12 protein-coding genes are annotated in these 14,787 nt (G+C 68.5%); 9 read left to right on the top strand and 3 right to left on the bottom strand.

Translation table 11 applies throughout. The features are described 5' to 3' along the window. Positions 1-19 precede the first annotated feature (19 nt). Complete coding sequence (locus KY501_RS13135; RefSeq protein WP_224363249.1) at positions 20-1,705, bottom strand: ABC1 kinase family protein; 1,686 nt, start codon at positions 1,703-1,705, stop codon at positions 20-22. Between the two features lie 77 nt (positions 1,706-1,782). Continuing rightward, positions 1,783-3,120 carry a Na+/H+ antiporter NhaA gene (gene nhaA / locus KY501_RS13130; protein WP_224363248.1) on the bottom strand — a complete coding sequence of 446 codons (1,338 nt, stop codon included), beginning with the start codon at positions 3,118-3,120 and terminating at the stop codon, positions 1,783-1,785. Between the two features lie 163 nt (positions 3,121-3,283). Between nhaA and mutS the strand changes: the two genes are divergently transcribed. The 3 genes from mutS to KY501_RS13115 all read left to right on the top strand — a co-directional run bounded on the left by mutS (position 3,284) and on the right by KY501_RS13115 (position 8,669). Next, positions 3,284-6,034, top strand: a complete 2,751-nt coding sequence (mutS, locus tag KY501_RS13125; protein ID WP_224363247.1) for a DNA mismatch repair protein MutS — start codon at positions 3,284-3,286, stop codon at positions 6,032-6,034. A 27-nt stretch (positions 6,035-6,061) separates the two neighbouring features. Continuing rightward, a complete protein-coding gene (locus KY501_RS13120) occupies positions 6,062-6,826 on the top strand; it encodes a DUF3592 domain-containing protein (protein WP_224363246.1) in 765 nt (254 codons plus the stop codon). 91 nt (positions 6,827-6,917) lie between these two features. Next, positions 6,918-8,669, top strand: coding sequence for an N-acetylmuramoyl-L-alanine amidase (locus KY501_RS13115; protein WP_224363245.1), 1,752 nt, complete (start codon positions 6,918-6,920; stop codon positions 8,667-8,669). Between the two features lie 10 nt (positions 8,670-8,679). On the opposite strand, the gene KY501_RS13110 is transcribed toward KY501_RS13115, so the two are convergent. Then, positions 8,680-9,432: a TVP38/TMEM64 family protein gene (locus KY501_RS13110; RefSeq protein WP_224363244.1), complete on the bottom strand. Its 753-nt coding sequence runs from the start codon at positions 9,430-9,432 to the stop codon at positions 8,680-8,682. A gap of 301 nt (positions 9,433-9,733) precedes the next feature. On the opposite strand from KY501_RS13110, the gene KY501_RS13105 reads away from it, so the two are divergent. Genes KY501_RS13105 through KY501_RS13080 form a run of 6 tightly spaced genes read left to right on the top strand, consistent with a single transcriptional unit; the run spans position 9,734 to position 14,749 of the window. After that, positions 9,734-10,171, top strand: a complete 438-nt coding sequence (locus KY501_RS13105) for a general stress protein (protein ID WP_224363243.1) — start codon at positions 9,734-9,736, stop codon at positions 10,169-10,171. Between the two features lie 35 nt (positions 10,172-10,206). Then, positions 10,207-10,545 carry a hypothetical protein gene (locus tag KY501_RS13100; RefSeq protein ID WP_224363242.1) on the top strand — a complete coding sequence of 113 codons (339 nt, stop codon included), beginning with the start codon at positions 10,207-10,209 and terminating at the stop codon, positions 10,543-10,545. Positions 10,546-10,578: 33 nt separating this feature from the next. After that, positions 10,579-11,781: a sodium:proton exchanger gene (locus KY501_RS13095; protein WP_224363241.1), complete on the top strand. Its 1,203-nt coding sequence runs from the start codon at positions 10,579-10,581 to the stop codon at positions 11,779-11,781. Continuing rightward, on the top strand, positions 11,778-13,076 hold the full coding sequence (locus KY501_RS13090) for a cation:proton antiporter (RefSeq protein ID WP_224363240.1): 1,299 nt from the start codon (positions 11,778-11,780) through the stop codon (positions 13,074-13,076). The genes KY501_RS13095 and KY501_RS13090 overlap by 4 nt, the downstream gene beginning before the upstream one ends. Before the next feature lie 24 nt (positions 13,077-13,100). Continuing rightward, on the top strand, positions 13,101-13,712 hold the full coding sequence (locus tag KY501_RS13085) for an L-threonylcarbamoyladenylate synthase (protein ID WP_224363239.1): 612 nt from the start codon (positions 13,101-13,103) through the stop codon (positions 13,710-13,712). Between the two features lie 17 nt (positions 13,713-13,729). After that, positions 13,730-14,749, top strand: coding sequence for a hypothetical protein (locus KY501_RS13080; protein WP_224363238.1), 1,020 nt, complete (start codon positions 13,730-13,732; stop codon positions 14,747-14,749). Positions 14,750-14,787 lie beyond the last annotated feature (38 nt).

Below are 14,787 nucleotides of genomic sequence, written 5' to 3'. Positions count from 1 at the left end.
CGAAACGGCCCTGTGCAGCCTAACGGAGCTTCTTCTTGAGCCAGCGGCTCACGCTCACCTTCCGGAAGCGGCTGCCGAACAGGTACCAGGTGAACACCCCGCCCGCGAACGCCGCCGCCAGGGCAATGCCCAGGATTCCCAGCACCGGCACGCCGTCGTACATCCACGGCTTCTGCGCGAATGACAGGAACGCCCCTACGATGAATCCGCACGCGCACAGCCCCAGGAACGCGATGATCGCCACCGTGCGCAGGTTCTCGTTCAACTTGTCGAACTGATCTGCTCGCACCGTCACCGTGAACTTCCCAGACTCCAGATCCAGCAGGATCTGGGACAACTGTGTCGGCAGGTCCGTGGCCAGCGACTGGAAGCGCAGCAGCGTGCGCATCAACCCGCCTTGGAGCTGGCTCGGATCGTACCGGCCCGCGAGCAGCTCCTTCGCGTACGGCAGCACGAACTCCAGGATGTTCATCTCCGGGTACAGGCTGCGCATGATCCCTTCCGTCGACACCGACGCCCGGCTCAGCAGCGCGTACTCCTTCGGAATCCGGATCCGGTACTTCACCGCCAGGTCCAACAGGTCCCTCAGCAGCTTGCGCGTCTCCACCTGACCCAGTGTCGTCGGCAGGTGCTGCCCCAGGATGCCTTCGATGTCGTTGCGGAAGCCCACCAGGTTCGCTCGTGAGTCCGGCACGCCCACCCGATACAGGATACGCGCCACCGAGTCGCTGTCCTTCAGCGCCACCGCCATGCACAGCATCACGAGCGTCTCCTGCATCGGCTTCGTCAACCGCCCCACCACGCCGAAGTCCAGCAGCGCCAGCCGGTTGTCCTCCATCAGCAGGATGTTCCCCGGGTGGGGATCCCCGTGAAACAGCCCGTCGTCGAAGAGCTGCCGGAAGCTCGCTTCCAGGATGTTCTTCGCCAACTGCTTGCGCTCCTCCTCGGTCAGCTTCGACTGGCTGATCTTCACCCCCTGGATGAACTCCATCGTCAGAACCTTGCGGCTCGACAGCTCGTCGTACACCCGCGGGATCTTCAGATAGGGCCGGTCCACGTGGTTCGCCAGGAACGCCCGGATGTTCGAGGCCTCGTTCACGAAGTCCAGCTCCTCGTGGATGGCCCTGTCGAACTCGTCCACGATCCCCGTGGGGGTGTACACACCCGTCTCCTCGATCACCGCCTCCAGCAGCCGCGCCAGCGAACGCAGTACCGTCAGATCCGAGTCGATCCGCTCCGAGATCCCCGGCCGCTGCACCTTCACCACCACCGCGTCGCCCGCCTTCGTCATCGCCCGGTGCACCTGCGCGATCGAGGCCGCCGCCAGCGGAGTGGGATCGATCGTCGCGAAGAGCTCCTGCACATCCTTGCCCAGCGACTCGCGGATCTGCGCGTGCACCTGTTCGAGCGGGATCGGCTCCACCTGGTCCTGGAGCATCGACAGCTCGTCGACGAACTCGGCGGGCAGCAGATCCCCACGCGTGGACAGGATCTGCCCCAGCTTGACGAAGGTGGGGCCCAGATCGTTGAGCAGCATCCGGAAGCGCCGCGCCGTGGAGGCCCGCTGCGCCTCCGGTGAGATCTCCACCTTCTCCTTGCGGCCCAGCATCCGCCACAGTCCGGCCCGCTCGGTGAGATCGGCAAAGCCGTGCCGCGCCGCGATGACGGCGATCTGACGAACGCGGTTCAGGTCCTGGAGTATCACGCGGCGTGCACCTTCCCACGGGCACGACAGGCCCGCAAACGGTCAGTGCCTCTGTCCGTGGCGCTCTGGTGCGTGGCTCACACAGCGGGGACGGTCTTCGGCGCGGGGCCGAAGCGCAACAGCAGATAGCCCACGACCGCCGACACCAGCGAGCCCAGCAGGATTCCCAGCTTGGCCTCGGCCAGCAGCTGCGCCTGTCCCGGGAAGGCCAGCGTGGCCACGAAGAGCGCCACCGTGAAGCCAATGCCTCCCACCACCGCCACCCCGTGCAGCTGCGAGGCGCGTGCCTCTCCGGGCATCGGAGACACGCCCAGCTTCACCGCCACCCAGGTGAACAGGAAGATCCCTGTCTGCTTGCCCACGAAGAGCCCCACGGCCACTCCCAGCGGCAGGGGCCTGGCCAGATCCGCCAGCGACATGCCCTCCAGCGAGATGCCCGAGTTGGCCAGCGCGAACAGTGGGACGATCCCGTACGCCACCCAGCCGTGCCACAGGTGCACGAAGCGGTTGAGCGGTGGCTCGATGTCCTCGAGCGCCTCTTCGATGTGGAGGATCTGCGCGCCGAGCACCGTCTCGTCCTCGGGCTCGTCCCCGCGGCGCGTGATGTAGGCCGACAACTCGTTGAGCACCTCTCGCCCCCGGCGCAGCGGCCGGGCCGGGATGAACATGCCCAGCACCACGCCCGACAGCGTGGCGTGGATCCCTCCGTGGTGCATGGCGTACCAGAGCGCCGCGCCCAGCAGCGCGTAGAGGATTCCGTTGCGCACATAGAAGCGGTTGCACACGGCCATCGCCACCGCCACGCCGCCCGAGCCCAGCAGCCACTCCCAGTGCACCCCCGCTCCATAGAAGAGCGCGATCACGATGATGCCGCCGATGTCGTCGAAGATGGCCAGCGCGGTGAGGAACACCACCAGCCCATTCGTCACGCGCGACTTCACCAGCGCCAGGCATCCAATCGAGAAGGCGATGTCCGTGGCCATGGGGATGGCCCAGCCTGCCGCCGCCGGCGTGCCCGCGTTGAAGATCAGATAGAGACCCGCCGGCACCAGCATGCCTCCCAGCGCCGCGATCAGCGGCAATACCGCGCGGGCCGGGGTGCGCAGCTCGCCCGCGGACAGCTCGCGCTTGATCTCCATGCCCACCAGGAAGAAGAAGAACGTCATCAGCGCGTCGTTGATGAGCTCCCGGAAGGTGAAGGCGCCGCGGAACCCGGACACCTCCAGCGCCAGGGGCGCATCGAACAGCCCCGTGTAGCTGGAGGCCCACGGCGAGTTGGCCCACAGCATGGCCGCCACCGCGCACAGGGCCAGGAGGATGCCGCTGCTGGCCTCCAGACGGAAGAAGGCCTGGAGCGGCGCGAGGGCGACCTTGAAGAGGGCAGGCACGGGAGGTGGGGGCGGACGGGGCTCCATAGGTGGCCGGTAGGTTGCCTTCCTGAGGGCCGGGCGTGAACCGTTTTCGCCGGGGAGGGAGGGCCAATGTCGGCAGGCCGTGTTAGAGGTGAGATTCAGGTGACGTAGCGGGTAGGATGCGAACGCGTTGATCCGCGACGGAGGGCGTGAGAGAAGGGAAGCCATGGGTGTGACGCAGGTCAAGACAGCCAAGGAAGCCGGTTCCGGGGCCGCTCCGGAGTCCAACCTGGAGGGTATGGAGAACGGTGCCGAGCCCGCTGGGGCGCGCGAGATCGCCTCGCTGACGCCGATGATGCGCCAGTACATGGAGACCAAGGCGCTTCACCCGGAGGCGATCCTCTTCTTCCGGATGGGCGACTTCTACGAGATGTTCTTCGAGGACGCCGTGCGCGCCTCGGAGCTGCTCCAGATCACCCTCACCTCACGCGCGAAGGGCAAGGACAAGGTGCCCATGTGCGGGGTGCCCTACCACTCGACGCGCCGCTACATCGCCCGGCTGATCGAGCAGGGGCTCAAGGTGGCCATCTGCGATCAGATGGAGGAGCCCAATGGCCCCGGCATCGTCAAGCGCGAGGTGACGCGCATCATCACCCCCGGCATGGTGCTGGATGAAGAGGTGCTCGAGCCTCGGGCCAGCAACTTCCTGGCTGCCGTGCACTGGGGCGAGAAGGGCTTTGGCGCCGCGCTGCTCGAGGCCTCCACCGGTGAGTTCTTCACCGTCGAGGTACCGAGCGCTCAGGAGCTGGTCGAGGCCCTGGCCCGGATGGAGCCCCGTGAGTTGCTCGTGCCCGAGGGCCAACGGGGCGCTCCCGAGGTGGCGTTCCTGTCCTCGCGGCTGCCGCGAGAGCCCTCGGTGACGGAGCTGGAGAAGGCGGCTTTCGAGCCTGCTCGGGCGGCCGTGTTCCTGCGTGGGCACTTCTCGGTGGCTTCGCTGGAGGCCTTTGGTCTGGCCGAGGCGCCGCTGGCCACGGGCGCCGCGGGCGCGGCCCTGCGCTACCTCAAGGACACCCAGAAGACGAACGCCGCCCACGTGGACCGGCTCAGCCGCATGGAGCGGTCCGGGCACATGCTCATGGACGAGTCCTCCCGGGCCAACCTGGAGGTCCTCAAGACGCTCCGGGATGGGGCTCGGAAGGGGAGTCTGCTGGGCGTGCTGGATCGCACCGCCACCAGCATGGGCGGCCGGAAGCTGGCCCGGTGGCTCGCCGCGCCCCTGTGCGCCCTTCCCGAGATTCACGCCCGCTTGGATGCCGTGGAGGAGCTGTCCCAGCGCAGCGTGTGGCGCGAGGAGCTGACCACGCTGCTCAAGGATGTGGCGGACATGGAGCGGCTGTGTGGCCGGCTCTCCCTGGGCGCGGGCAACGCCCGGGATCTGCGGGCCCTGGGACAGTCGCTCGCGCAGCTGCCCCGGCTGGCGGCCGCGCTGGCCCGGTGCTCGGCGCCGCTGCTCAAGGCCCTGGCCGGCCCGCTCAGCGCCCTGCCGGAGCTGGCGGAGCTGCTGTTGCGTGCGGTGGTGGACGAGCCTCCCGTGACTATCAAAGAGGGCGGTATCATTCGCCAGGGCTTCAACGCGGAGCTGGATGAGTTGGTGGCGCTCTCCACCTCCGGCAAGGATTACCTGCTCAAGCTGGAGACTCGGGAGCGGGAGCGCACGAAGATCTCCTCGCTGAAGGTCCGCTACAACAAGGTCTTCGGGTACTTCATCGAGGTGACGAACAGCAACAAGCACCTGGTGCCCCAGGACTACATCCGCAAGCAGACCACGGTGGGCGCCGAGCGCTTCATCACCCCCGAGCTCAAGGAGTATGAGGAGAAGGTCCTCACCGCCGAGGAGCGCCGCTGCGCGCTGGAGCTGCGCCTCTTCGAGGAGTTACGGGCGCAGGTGGTTGCCGCCGCGCCTCGTATCCGCTCGGCCGCTGAGGCCGTGGCGACCGGGGATGCGCTGTTGTCGTTCGCCCGATGCTCCGCCGAGTACGGCTACACGCGGCCGGTGGTGGATGATTCGGAGATCGTCTCCATCACTGGCGGGCGGCACCCCGTGGTGGAGCGCGTGCTGGGGGCCAGCGAGTCCTTTGTCCCCAATGACATCCGGATGGACTCGGCGGACGCGCAGATCCTCGTCATCACCGGCCCCAACATGGCCGGCAAGAGCACCGTGATGCGGCAGGTGGCGCTCACGGTGCTGATGGCGCAGGCGGGCTGCTTCGTCCCGGCCAAGGCGGCGCAAATTGGCCTGTGCGATCGGATCTTCACCCGCGTGGGCGCCGCGGACAACCTGGCGCGCGGGCAGTCCACCTTCATGGTGGAGATGACCGAGACGAGCCACATCCTCCACCACGCCACGCGTCGCAGCGTCATCATCCTGGACGAGATCGGCCGCGGCACCTCTACCTTCGACGGGCTCTCCATCGCCTGGGCGGTGGCCGAACACCTCCACGACAAGGTCGGCGCGCGGACGCTCTTCGCCACGCACTACCACGAGCTGGTGGATCTGGCGCGAGAGAAGACCCGGGTGAGGAACCTGTGCATCGCCGTGAAGGAGCAGGGCGGCAAGGTGCTCTTCCTGCGCAAGCTGGTACCCGGTGGGGCCAATCGTTCCTACGGCATCGAGGTGGCCAAACTGGCGGGTCTGCCGCAGGAGGTGGTGGCTCGGGCTCGGGACATCCTCCAGAACCTGGAGTCCGGGGAGTTGGATGAGGCCGGGCGGCCTCGCGTCGCGGTGAAGCGCGGAGCGCGGGTCTCGGCCGGGCAGCTCGGGCTCTTTGGCGGTGAGGCGGCGGGCTCGCAGGCGACTCCCGCGGTGCAGGCCTCGCATGCGAAGGTGCTGGAGGCGCTGCGCAACACCTCGCTGGACACCACCACCCCGCTGGAGGCCCTCAACCTGCTGGCTCGGCTCCAGAAGGACTTGAAGTAAAAGGGGGGCGAGCCAAGGAGGCCGCCCGTGCAGTTCGCCATTCCCCATGCCCCCCGGCGCGTCCGCTTCTCCCAGGTGCCTGGCGCCGTGGGGCGGCTGTTGCGGACGATCGCCCTGGGACTCCTCTTCATGGCGGTGCTGGGCGCCGGGGCCGGGGTGGCCGGGCGCTTCTTCATGAAGGAGCGCTCCTTCTTTGCCCGCGCCCAGGAGGTGGTGGGGCTGGTGGCGGATCGCAGGTTGCCGCCCATGGAGAAGCGGGTGGATGCCGAGGCCGCCATTGATGTGCTCTACGCCGTGGAAGGCGTGCAGTACACCATCAACGGGGTGCGCACTTCCGCCGAGTATGCCGAGGGGCTCGGGCATGGCGCGCAGGTGACGCTGCTGGTGGATCCGAACCAGCCGGATCGGCCTCGCGAGGCCCGCTTTGCTCGCGAGCACTCCGGTGCCGTCAATCTGTTGCCCTGGGGGCTGGGCGTGGGGGCGCTGGGCGCCATCCTCTTCCTCCTGCGCGAATTGCGCCGCACCATCCGCGCGGAATTGGAGCCGCTGCGCCTGGGCGCGCTCGTGTGGCTCACTCCGGATGGTCCGCTGCCGGACACGCGCCGCGAGATCGTCTTCCCCGCCAGCTACATCCGGCAGGACCAGAAGCTCACCGTTCGCGCCCGTGCCCGCCCCGGTCGTGCCCCCGTGCGCAATGGAGCGAAGGTGCTCGCCGCCGTGGTGCCTCGGGAGCCGGACTGGGCCCGCGTCATCGACGAGGATCTGGCCCGCACCCTCGGTTGGATTCGTTGATCCGCCAGAGCAGGGGAGGGCCGAAAATTTGCGGGTGCCAGGAGCCCATGACACACCTCTGTAGCTCTTGCTCCTCGTGTCCGGAGGCTTCATGCGAACGCGCCTCGCCCTCTGCCTGCTGCTGCTGTCGAGTGTCGCTTCCGCGGCGAAGCGGGACGCGGCCGAAGCGGCGTACCAGGAGGCGCGCACGGCCTATTACGCCCTCAAGGGCGACGCGGCGCGGCGCAAACTGCGGCACCACTGGCTCAACGTGGCCAACCTCTTCGAGTCCGTGGCCACGGACTTCCCCAAGAGCGAGCGCTCTCCGGATGCCCTCTTCACCGCCGGTGAGCTCAGGAGCGAGCTGAGCCGCATCTCCTTCCTTCCGGAGGATCTGCAGGCCGCCGTCACGGACTACTCCAAGCTGGTGGAGACGCATCCTCGGCACCGGCTCGCGGATGACGCGGCGCTGTCCCTGGCTCGCATCTACCTGGAGCGCCAGGAGCAGCCCGAGTCCGCCCGTCGCGTCATCTCCGAGACCCTCGCCGTCAACGGCAAGGGGGATCGGGCTCGTGAGCTGAAGGAACTGCTTGCCTCGCTGCCCGCGCCGAAGGTTGCGCCCTCGCGCAAGGCCCCTGCGCCCGCCGTGGCAGAGAGCGCCACTCCGCAGTCGCAGCCGGAGCGGACGGGAGCGCTGGTGGATGCGATCTCCAAGCTCGCTCGCGATGCGACTCCGGCGACGCCCGCCATCATGTCTTCCGCCACGGACTCCTCGGCCGCGAAGGATGCCGAGGCTCCTCGCATCGTGGTCATCACTCCGCTGAAGGCTGACACGGGCTCGGCGCCTGCCTCGAAGGCTTCTCCCGAGGTGGCTGTTGCCATGACCAGCCCGGCCACGACTGCCGCCACGCCCGCGAAGTCCTCCACGGAGGTGGCTGCTGCTCCGGCGAAGACCAACGAGTCCCGGCCCGCTCCCGCCGCGCCTGTCGCGTCCGCCCCGGTGTCCTCGAAGCCCGCGCCGGCCGCTGTGGCTTCGGCGCCGTCGAAGTCCTCCGTGGAGCCGTTGCCCGTGCCCACCATCCCCGCGCTGGACAAGCACCTGGCCGAGGTTCGCATGAAGGCCGCCGCGAAGGTGTCGAGCCGTGCGGAGCTGACACTCGTGGAGCAGCTGGGCCTCAAGGTGCGCCGGGTCATCATCGATCCGGGTCATGGCGGCCACGACACGGGGGCCATCGGCAAGGGAGGCACCCGCGAGAAGGACATCACCCTGGCCATCTCCCAGAAGCTCGCGGACGAGCTGAAGGATCGGGGCCTGGAGGTCATCCTCACCCGTGACGAGGACCGCTATGTCCGGCTCGAGGACCGCGCGCAGTTCGCCAATGATTCTCGCGGGGACCTGTTCATCTCCGTCCACTGCAACTCCGCGGTCAGCTCGAAGCTCCACGGCGTGGAGACGTACACGCTCAACATCTCCTCGGATCGGTATTCGATCCGGCTCGCGGCTCGGGAGAACTCTTCCACGGAGAAGGGGATCAGCGATCTGCAGTTCATCCTCGCGGACCTGGCGACCAAGGCGAACACGGGCGAGTCCACGCGGCTGGCCTCGTCGGTCCAGAAGAGCCTGGTGGGACAGCTGACCCACGACTACTCCAACATCAAGGATCTGGGCACGAAGGAGGCGCTCTTCTACGTGCTGCTCGGCGTGAAGATGCCGGCGATCCTCGTGGAGACGGCCTTCTTGTCCAACGCCGAGGAGGAGGAGCGGCTCACCTCCGAGGGCTACCAGGACTCGGTGGCGAAGGCGATCGCCCAGGGCGTCGAGGACTTCCTCGGCGACCGGAACAAGGTGGCCAAGGTCGACTGACCTGCCTCGCTCATGACGGCGAGGGCAGTCCGTCCTTGCGCGGCGGAGGCAGTCCAGAGCTTGGAGGTACCTCGACTGAGAGCTCCTCCGGCTCCGGTAGCCCCGAATTGATCTCCCTGTACACGCGGCGGCCCAGGAAGCCTCCCAGCACGAAGGACACGAGCAACCCCGCGGCCGACACCAACGTCATCACCGCGCGGCCCTGCGCCAGCCCACTGCCGAACTGAACCATCAGGAAGGTGCCCGGCAATGTGCCCAGGAGCATCCCTGACACCGAAGGCCAGAACCGCGCCCCCGAGGCCGCCGCCGCCGCCAGCATCATGTCCGTGGGCAGCAGCGGGTTGATCGTCACCAGGAACGTGAACTGGAAGTCATGCTTGCGCGCCGCGCGGGCCAACGCCGGATAGTGCTCGCCCGCGAGCCGCTTCATCGGCCGGACCCCCAGCTTGCGCGCCAGTCCGAAGATGAGCACCGCCGCCAGGAAGCTGCCGATCATCGCGTAGATCGTCCCCATCAGCGTGCCGAACACCATGCCGCCCACGGCCGCGAACAGCGTGCCGGGCAACAACGTCACCGGTCGCAAGAGCAGGGCCAGGATGTACGCGAACGGGGCGGCCTGCCCCAAGGGCTCCAGGAATGCGTGCAACTGCTGCTGGTCGATCACGTCCGGCCCCAGCAGGCGCAGCAGCACCAGGCCTCCGATGGACGCCCCCACGGGCGCCAGGACACGCAGCCACCCCTTCAGCCCCTGAACCCTCGCCACATTCACCTCCCCGACATTGTCCGACAGTCTCCGCGGAGAAGGTGGGGCACCAGACAGGGAATCGGCAATGTGGCGCGGCGTGTTCTCAACACAGAAGCGTCCTGCCGGACAGGCATCAGCTCGGCTAGGACGCCCAGCAAGCCTGGCAACCCTACGGAATCATTGGGGTTCTGGTGTGGTGTGTCGGGTGGGAACGGCTGGCGGTGTACGGAGCTTGCTTGCATCGGGGCGCTTCCGTCCCAAGTTTTCAGGCAAGGGGCACCGTGCGAGGCGTCGGGACGTAACGAGAGGAGATGGCGACATGTCGGACAAGGACAACAAGGGCAGCATGACGGTGGCTGAGGCGGGGCGGAAGGGTGGAGAGACCGTCCGCAACGAGCGAGGTCGCGAGTTCTACGAGACGATCGGCCGCAAGGGAGGTGCCACGGTCAAGGCCGAGAGAGGGCGCTCCTTCTACGAGGAGATCGGCCGCAAGGGCGGCGAGACGGTGAAGGCCGAGCGCGGCGCCAAGTTCTACGAGGAGATCGGCAAGAAGGGTGGCGACCGAGTGAAGGCCACCCGCGGGCCGAATTTCTACGAGGAGATTGGCCGCAAGGGTGGGCAGAAGGTGAAGAAGCTCATCGAAGAGGGCAAGCGCGCGGCCCGGGCGGCCATGGCCCAGCCGGAGCAGCCCGCGGAGGAGCAGAGCACGGCGACCCCTCCGGCGCCTGCCGAGGGGCAGGAGCCCCATCGGGAGTAAGTGACGGGGAGGCACGGACCCGGTAAGACGGGCCCGTGTTTCTCCTCATCACGCTGCTGGACCAGGTGGAGCAGCTCGAGCGGGCCATTCGCCGGCTTCGGGACTTCAGCATCCCGGAGCCGCTGGTGCTGCGCGCTCGGAGTGCGGCGGCGGCCCTGTCGGCCGAGGTGCCTGTCTTCGCGGGCCTGCGCAGTCTGGCACTGGGCGCGGACGAGGATCGGCTCGTGCTGGTGAGCCTGCTCCCCCAATCCAGCGCGGAGGAAGTCGAGCGGCTGGTTCAACGTGTCCAACTGGAGATGGACGCGGATGAGCCTCCCATGGGCCGGCTGATCGCCTTGCCAGTGATCGCCGCGCCGGTGTTGCGCCGGGAGTGACGGGAACACCGGGGCGGTGTAAGCACCCAGGTTGTGCAAGCGCTGCTCGTCTTCCTCGCCATTGCGGCGCTCTCGCTGCTCGCCTCGAGCCGGACGCTGCTGGATCCCAGCCGGTTGCCCGGGGTTGCGCCCCTGGCGGCCAGCGGACTGATCTTCCTTCTCTTCGGTGCATTGCTGGGGCCAGGGCTGGCCGGCGTCCTCACGCCTGCGGACCTGAAAGGCCTGCGGTCCGTGGTGGCCCTGGGCCTGGGCACGGCGGGCGTGATCCTGGGGTTGAACCTGGAGCCTCGCTTGCTGCGGCTGCTGCCTCGGCAGGTGTTCACCGCGGCCCTGGCGCACGCGGGGGTGGCTTTTCTCTTCGTGGCGGTACCGGTAGCCGCGGCGTTGCTGTTCGCCACGGGGGTGCCGTTGTTACCGGCGGTGGGCGGGGCGGCTCTGCTCGGCGCGGCGGCGAGCCTGTCCTCGGGACACCTGGCGGTGCTGGGCTACCGCAGCGGGCGGATGGAGCGCTCGCGCGGGCTGGCCGTGGCGCTGCTGACCATGCTGGATGATGGGGTGGGGCTGGGCGTGCTGGCCCTTGCTCTGGTGATGGGCGCGGCGGCCAACCCCGCCGAGGGCCTGGGCCTGGTGTGCCTGGCGCTGCTGCTGGGCATGCTGTGCGGGGCGCTGGTCGCCTTCCTCACGTATGCGCTGAAGGATCCAGCGGAGCTCACGGCGGTCATGCTGGGCGGCGTGGCGCTGGTGGGGGGAGCGGCCGCCTACCTGCGAGTCTCCGCGCTGCTGGCAGGAGTGGCCTGCGGAGCGACGCTGGCGTTGGTGGGAGGCCGGGCGGTAGAGCAGGTGGCGCGGGCGCTCGGGCGCTTCGAGCGGCCCACGTACCTCATCATGGTGTTCCTGGCGGGCTGCCACCTGGAGGCGCGGGACGTCAACGCCTGGGTGTTGCTACCGGGCTACGTGGCGTTGCGCTTCGTGGGCAAGGTGCTGGGAGGCTCGCTGGCCCAGCGCTTCGCGGGGGGCGTGCTGAAGCTGCCGCCCAAGCTGGGCTATGCGCTGATTGCCCAGGGCGGCCTGGCGCTGTGCCTGGTGGTGCAATACCTGATGCTGGTGCCCGGAGAGCAGACGCAGCCCATCTTCGACGTGGTGGCGCTGGGGGCGGTGGTGAACGAGGTGCTGGCGAGCCGGGCGTTCCGGCAGGTGCTGGAGCCGGCCCGGGCGACGACGGGGGGCACGGCATGAGCGGCGCGATCATCCGGCTGGGGCTGCTCATCGCGCTGCTGGCGGGCATCTCCCGGGTGCAGTTGTGGCGCGTGGACACGGGCAACTCGGTGATGTTGGCGGCTGGGGCGCTGCTGCTGTGCGGGATGTTCGCTGGCAAGGTGGCCAAGGGCGTCGGGCTGCCGCGCCTCACGGGCTACCTGCTGGTGGGCGTGGTGGTGGGCCCCTACGCGCTGGGCTTTCTTCCGGGCGAGGGCGTGAAGGGGCTGGAGCTGGTGAAGGGGCTGGCGGTGAGCCTCATCGCCCTGGTGGCGGGCACGGAGCTCCACCTGGGGCTCATCCGCCGTGTGGGCGCCAAGGTAGCCCTGCTGTGCTCGGCGGTGTGCGGGGTGACATTCGCCGTCTGCTTCGGGGCACTGCTGGCCCTCAAGCCGTTCCTGCCCTTCATGGCGTCCATGACGCTGCCCCAGGCGCTGGCGGTCAGCGCGCTGGTGTCCACGGTGGTGGTGTCGTTCTCGCCCACGGTGACGATCGCCATCGTGCAGGAGACCTCCGCGAAGGGCTCCTTCACCGAGTTCCTCATGGCCCTGGTCATCATCGGCGACCTGTTCGTGATGGTGGCGTTCGCGGTGGCGGCGGGACTGACGCGCGCCAGCTTCGGCGGGGGCTTCGACTTCCGCGGGTTGGTGGGTGGAGTGGGCTGGGAGCTGTTTGGCTCGGTGGGGGTGGGGGCGCTGCTGGCGGTGGTGATGCTCATCTACATGCGCCGGGTCAACCGCGAGCTGCCCCTGTTCCTGGTAGGACTGTGCTTCGCGGCGGCCGAGGGCGGAACGCGGCTGCACCTGTCCCCCCTGCTCGTGGCGCTGGCGGCCGGGGCGATCATCGCCAACCTGGACGAGCGCGAGGGCCAGCGCATCCACCACGCCATCCAACTGGCGGGCCTGCCCGTGTTCGCGCTCTTCTTCGCGGCGGCCGGCGCGGGGCTCAAGCTCTCCACGCTGGTCACAGTCGGGCCGGCGGCGCTGCTGCTCGTGGTGGTGCGCGCGCTGGCCATCCACCAGTCCTGCCGCCGCTTCGCTCCCGCGGAGGATCCCCGGCTGCGGCGCTACCTGTGGATGGGGCTCGTGTCACAGGCAGGTGTCACATTCGGCCTGGCGGCGCTGATCTCCCGGACGTTCCCGGACTTCGGGCCCCAGGTGGAAGTGCTCATCGTGGCGATGATTACGACCCATGAATTGGTAGGCCCCGTGCTCACCCGGCGCGCCCTGGAGCGCAGCGGCGAGGTGCGAGGCGACGAGCGCCCGCAGACGGCGTAATCTACGGCGCTCAGGAGACGTGCAATGGCAGCCCCCATCCTCGAGGTGGATATCCAGCACCCACAGCCTCGGCATGTCACACGCGCAGTGGAGGTGCTCCAGCGCGGAGGCCTCATCGCGTACCCCACGGATACGTACTACGGCCTGGGTTGTGATTTGACCTCAAAAAAAGCCATTGAACGGCTGTACCAGCTGAAGGGGCGGGACAAGAAGAAGCCGCTGTCGTTCCTGTGCCCGGATTTGTCGGACGTGGCGAAGTACGCGCACGTGAGCAACTTCGCCTACCGCACCATGAAGGGGCTGACGCCGGGAGCGTTTACCTTCATCCTCGAGGCGACGCGGATCGTGCCGGAGGTGATGATGTCCAAGCAGAAGCAGGTGGGCATCCGCGTTCCGGACGCGCCGCTGGCCCGAGCGCTCGCGGCGCAGCTAGGGCGGCCGCTCATCACCACCTCGGCGACGGATGAAGAAGGCGAACCGCTCATCGACGCCAGGGACATCAAGGAGAAGCTCGGGCACGGGCTCGACCTGATACTCGACGGGGGGGTGACGTTGATGGAGCCCTCCACGGTGGTGTCGCTGATCGGCGACTCGCTCGAGATACTCCGGCAGGGCAAGGGCCGGCTGGACGCCTAGGGCAAGGGAGCCGCACGGTGGATCTCCAGAGCTCACATGAGGTTGCTCCTGATGCTCCTGAGAGAATCCCCGGACTGGTCAAGCTGCTGTGGATGCTGTTGTGGCTGCCGGTGGATCTGCACTACCGGTTGCATGGGGCGGGCATCCGCTCCCCGGGTGGACGCGTAGGCCAATTGTGGCGAGAGCAGTCCGAGGGCAGCCGCGCCGCGGGCCTCTACGCGCGGAGGATGCTGCTGTTGCTCCTGGTGGTCTCTCCGCTGGTGACGGTGGCTCTGGGCGTGGCCGTGCATTCGCTCGGGTTGAGCCTGGAGCCGGGGTGGTGGGTGAGCGCGGTGCTGTGCTCGCTGATGGGGCTGTTCCTGGCGCTCTCGTCGGGGCTGGCGGCCGGCACGCTCATGGGGGTCCTGGCCAGCCAGGCCACGCTGGTAGGGCTGCACGCGGTGGTGGCGGGCTCATTCGGGCCGAGGATGGGCGGCGTCGCCGGCATCATCATGGGTGGCTGCCTGGGACTGGTGGGAGGCATGTGCGCGGGGAGCATCGGCGCGCTCTCCCGAGGCAAGGGGCTGTCCATCAACCGAGTCCAGGTGGGAGCCATCGTGCTGAGCCTGGTGCCGATGGTCGTCTGGGGCATGGGGAAGGAGTGGCACTTCGGCGGGGCCGTGGCGGCCAGCGCCTTGGTGGCGTACCTGGTGGCCGCGTTCCGGTTGCAGATCTTCCTGGTGGAGTCGCTCGTCCAGACCGCGGCCTTCGCGATGGAGCGGTGGGTGGGGCTGCCCACGCTGCGGTGGTCTCCCGTGGTGCACCACAACCTGAGCTACCTGCCATACCCCTTCCTGCGAGAGCACATGATGCTGGCGGCGCGCTCTCGGCCCCAGGAGGTGCTGGAGGTGGCCAACGCGTGTCTCAAGTCTCCGGGCAACGCCCTGCTGGGGTGGCCGTGGGTGCTGGCCGCGTTGGCGCAAGCGGAGGCCGCGGCGGCGGGAGAGCTCGCGGAGCCGGGGGAGGGTGACAAGGAGGGGGACGGCAAGGAGGGATGAGCCGCCGCGAGGTTGCCAGGGCGCACCGCTCCGCTACC

This window comes from Hyalangium versicolor (assembly GCF_020103695.1).
GTDB classification, from domain to species: domain Bacteria; phylum Myxococcota; class Myxococcia; order Myxococcales; family Myxococcaceae; genus Hyalangium; species Hyalangium versicolor.
This window is presented reverse-complemented; position numbering and strand designations above follow the sequence as displayed.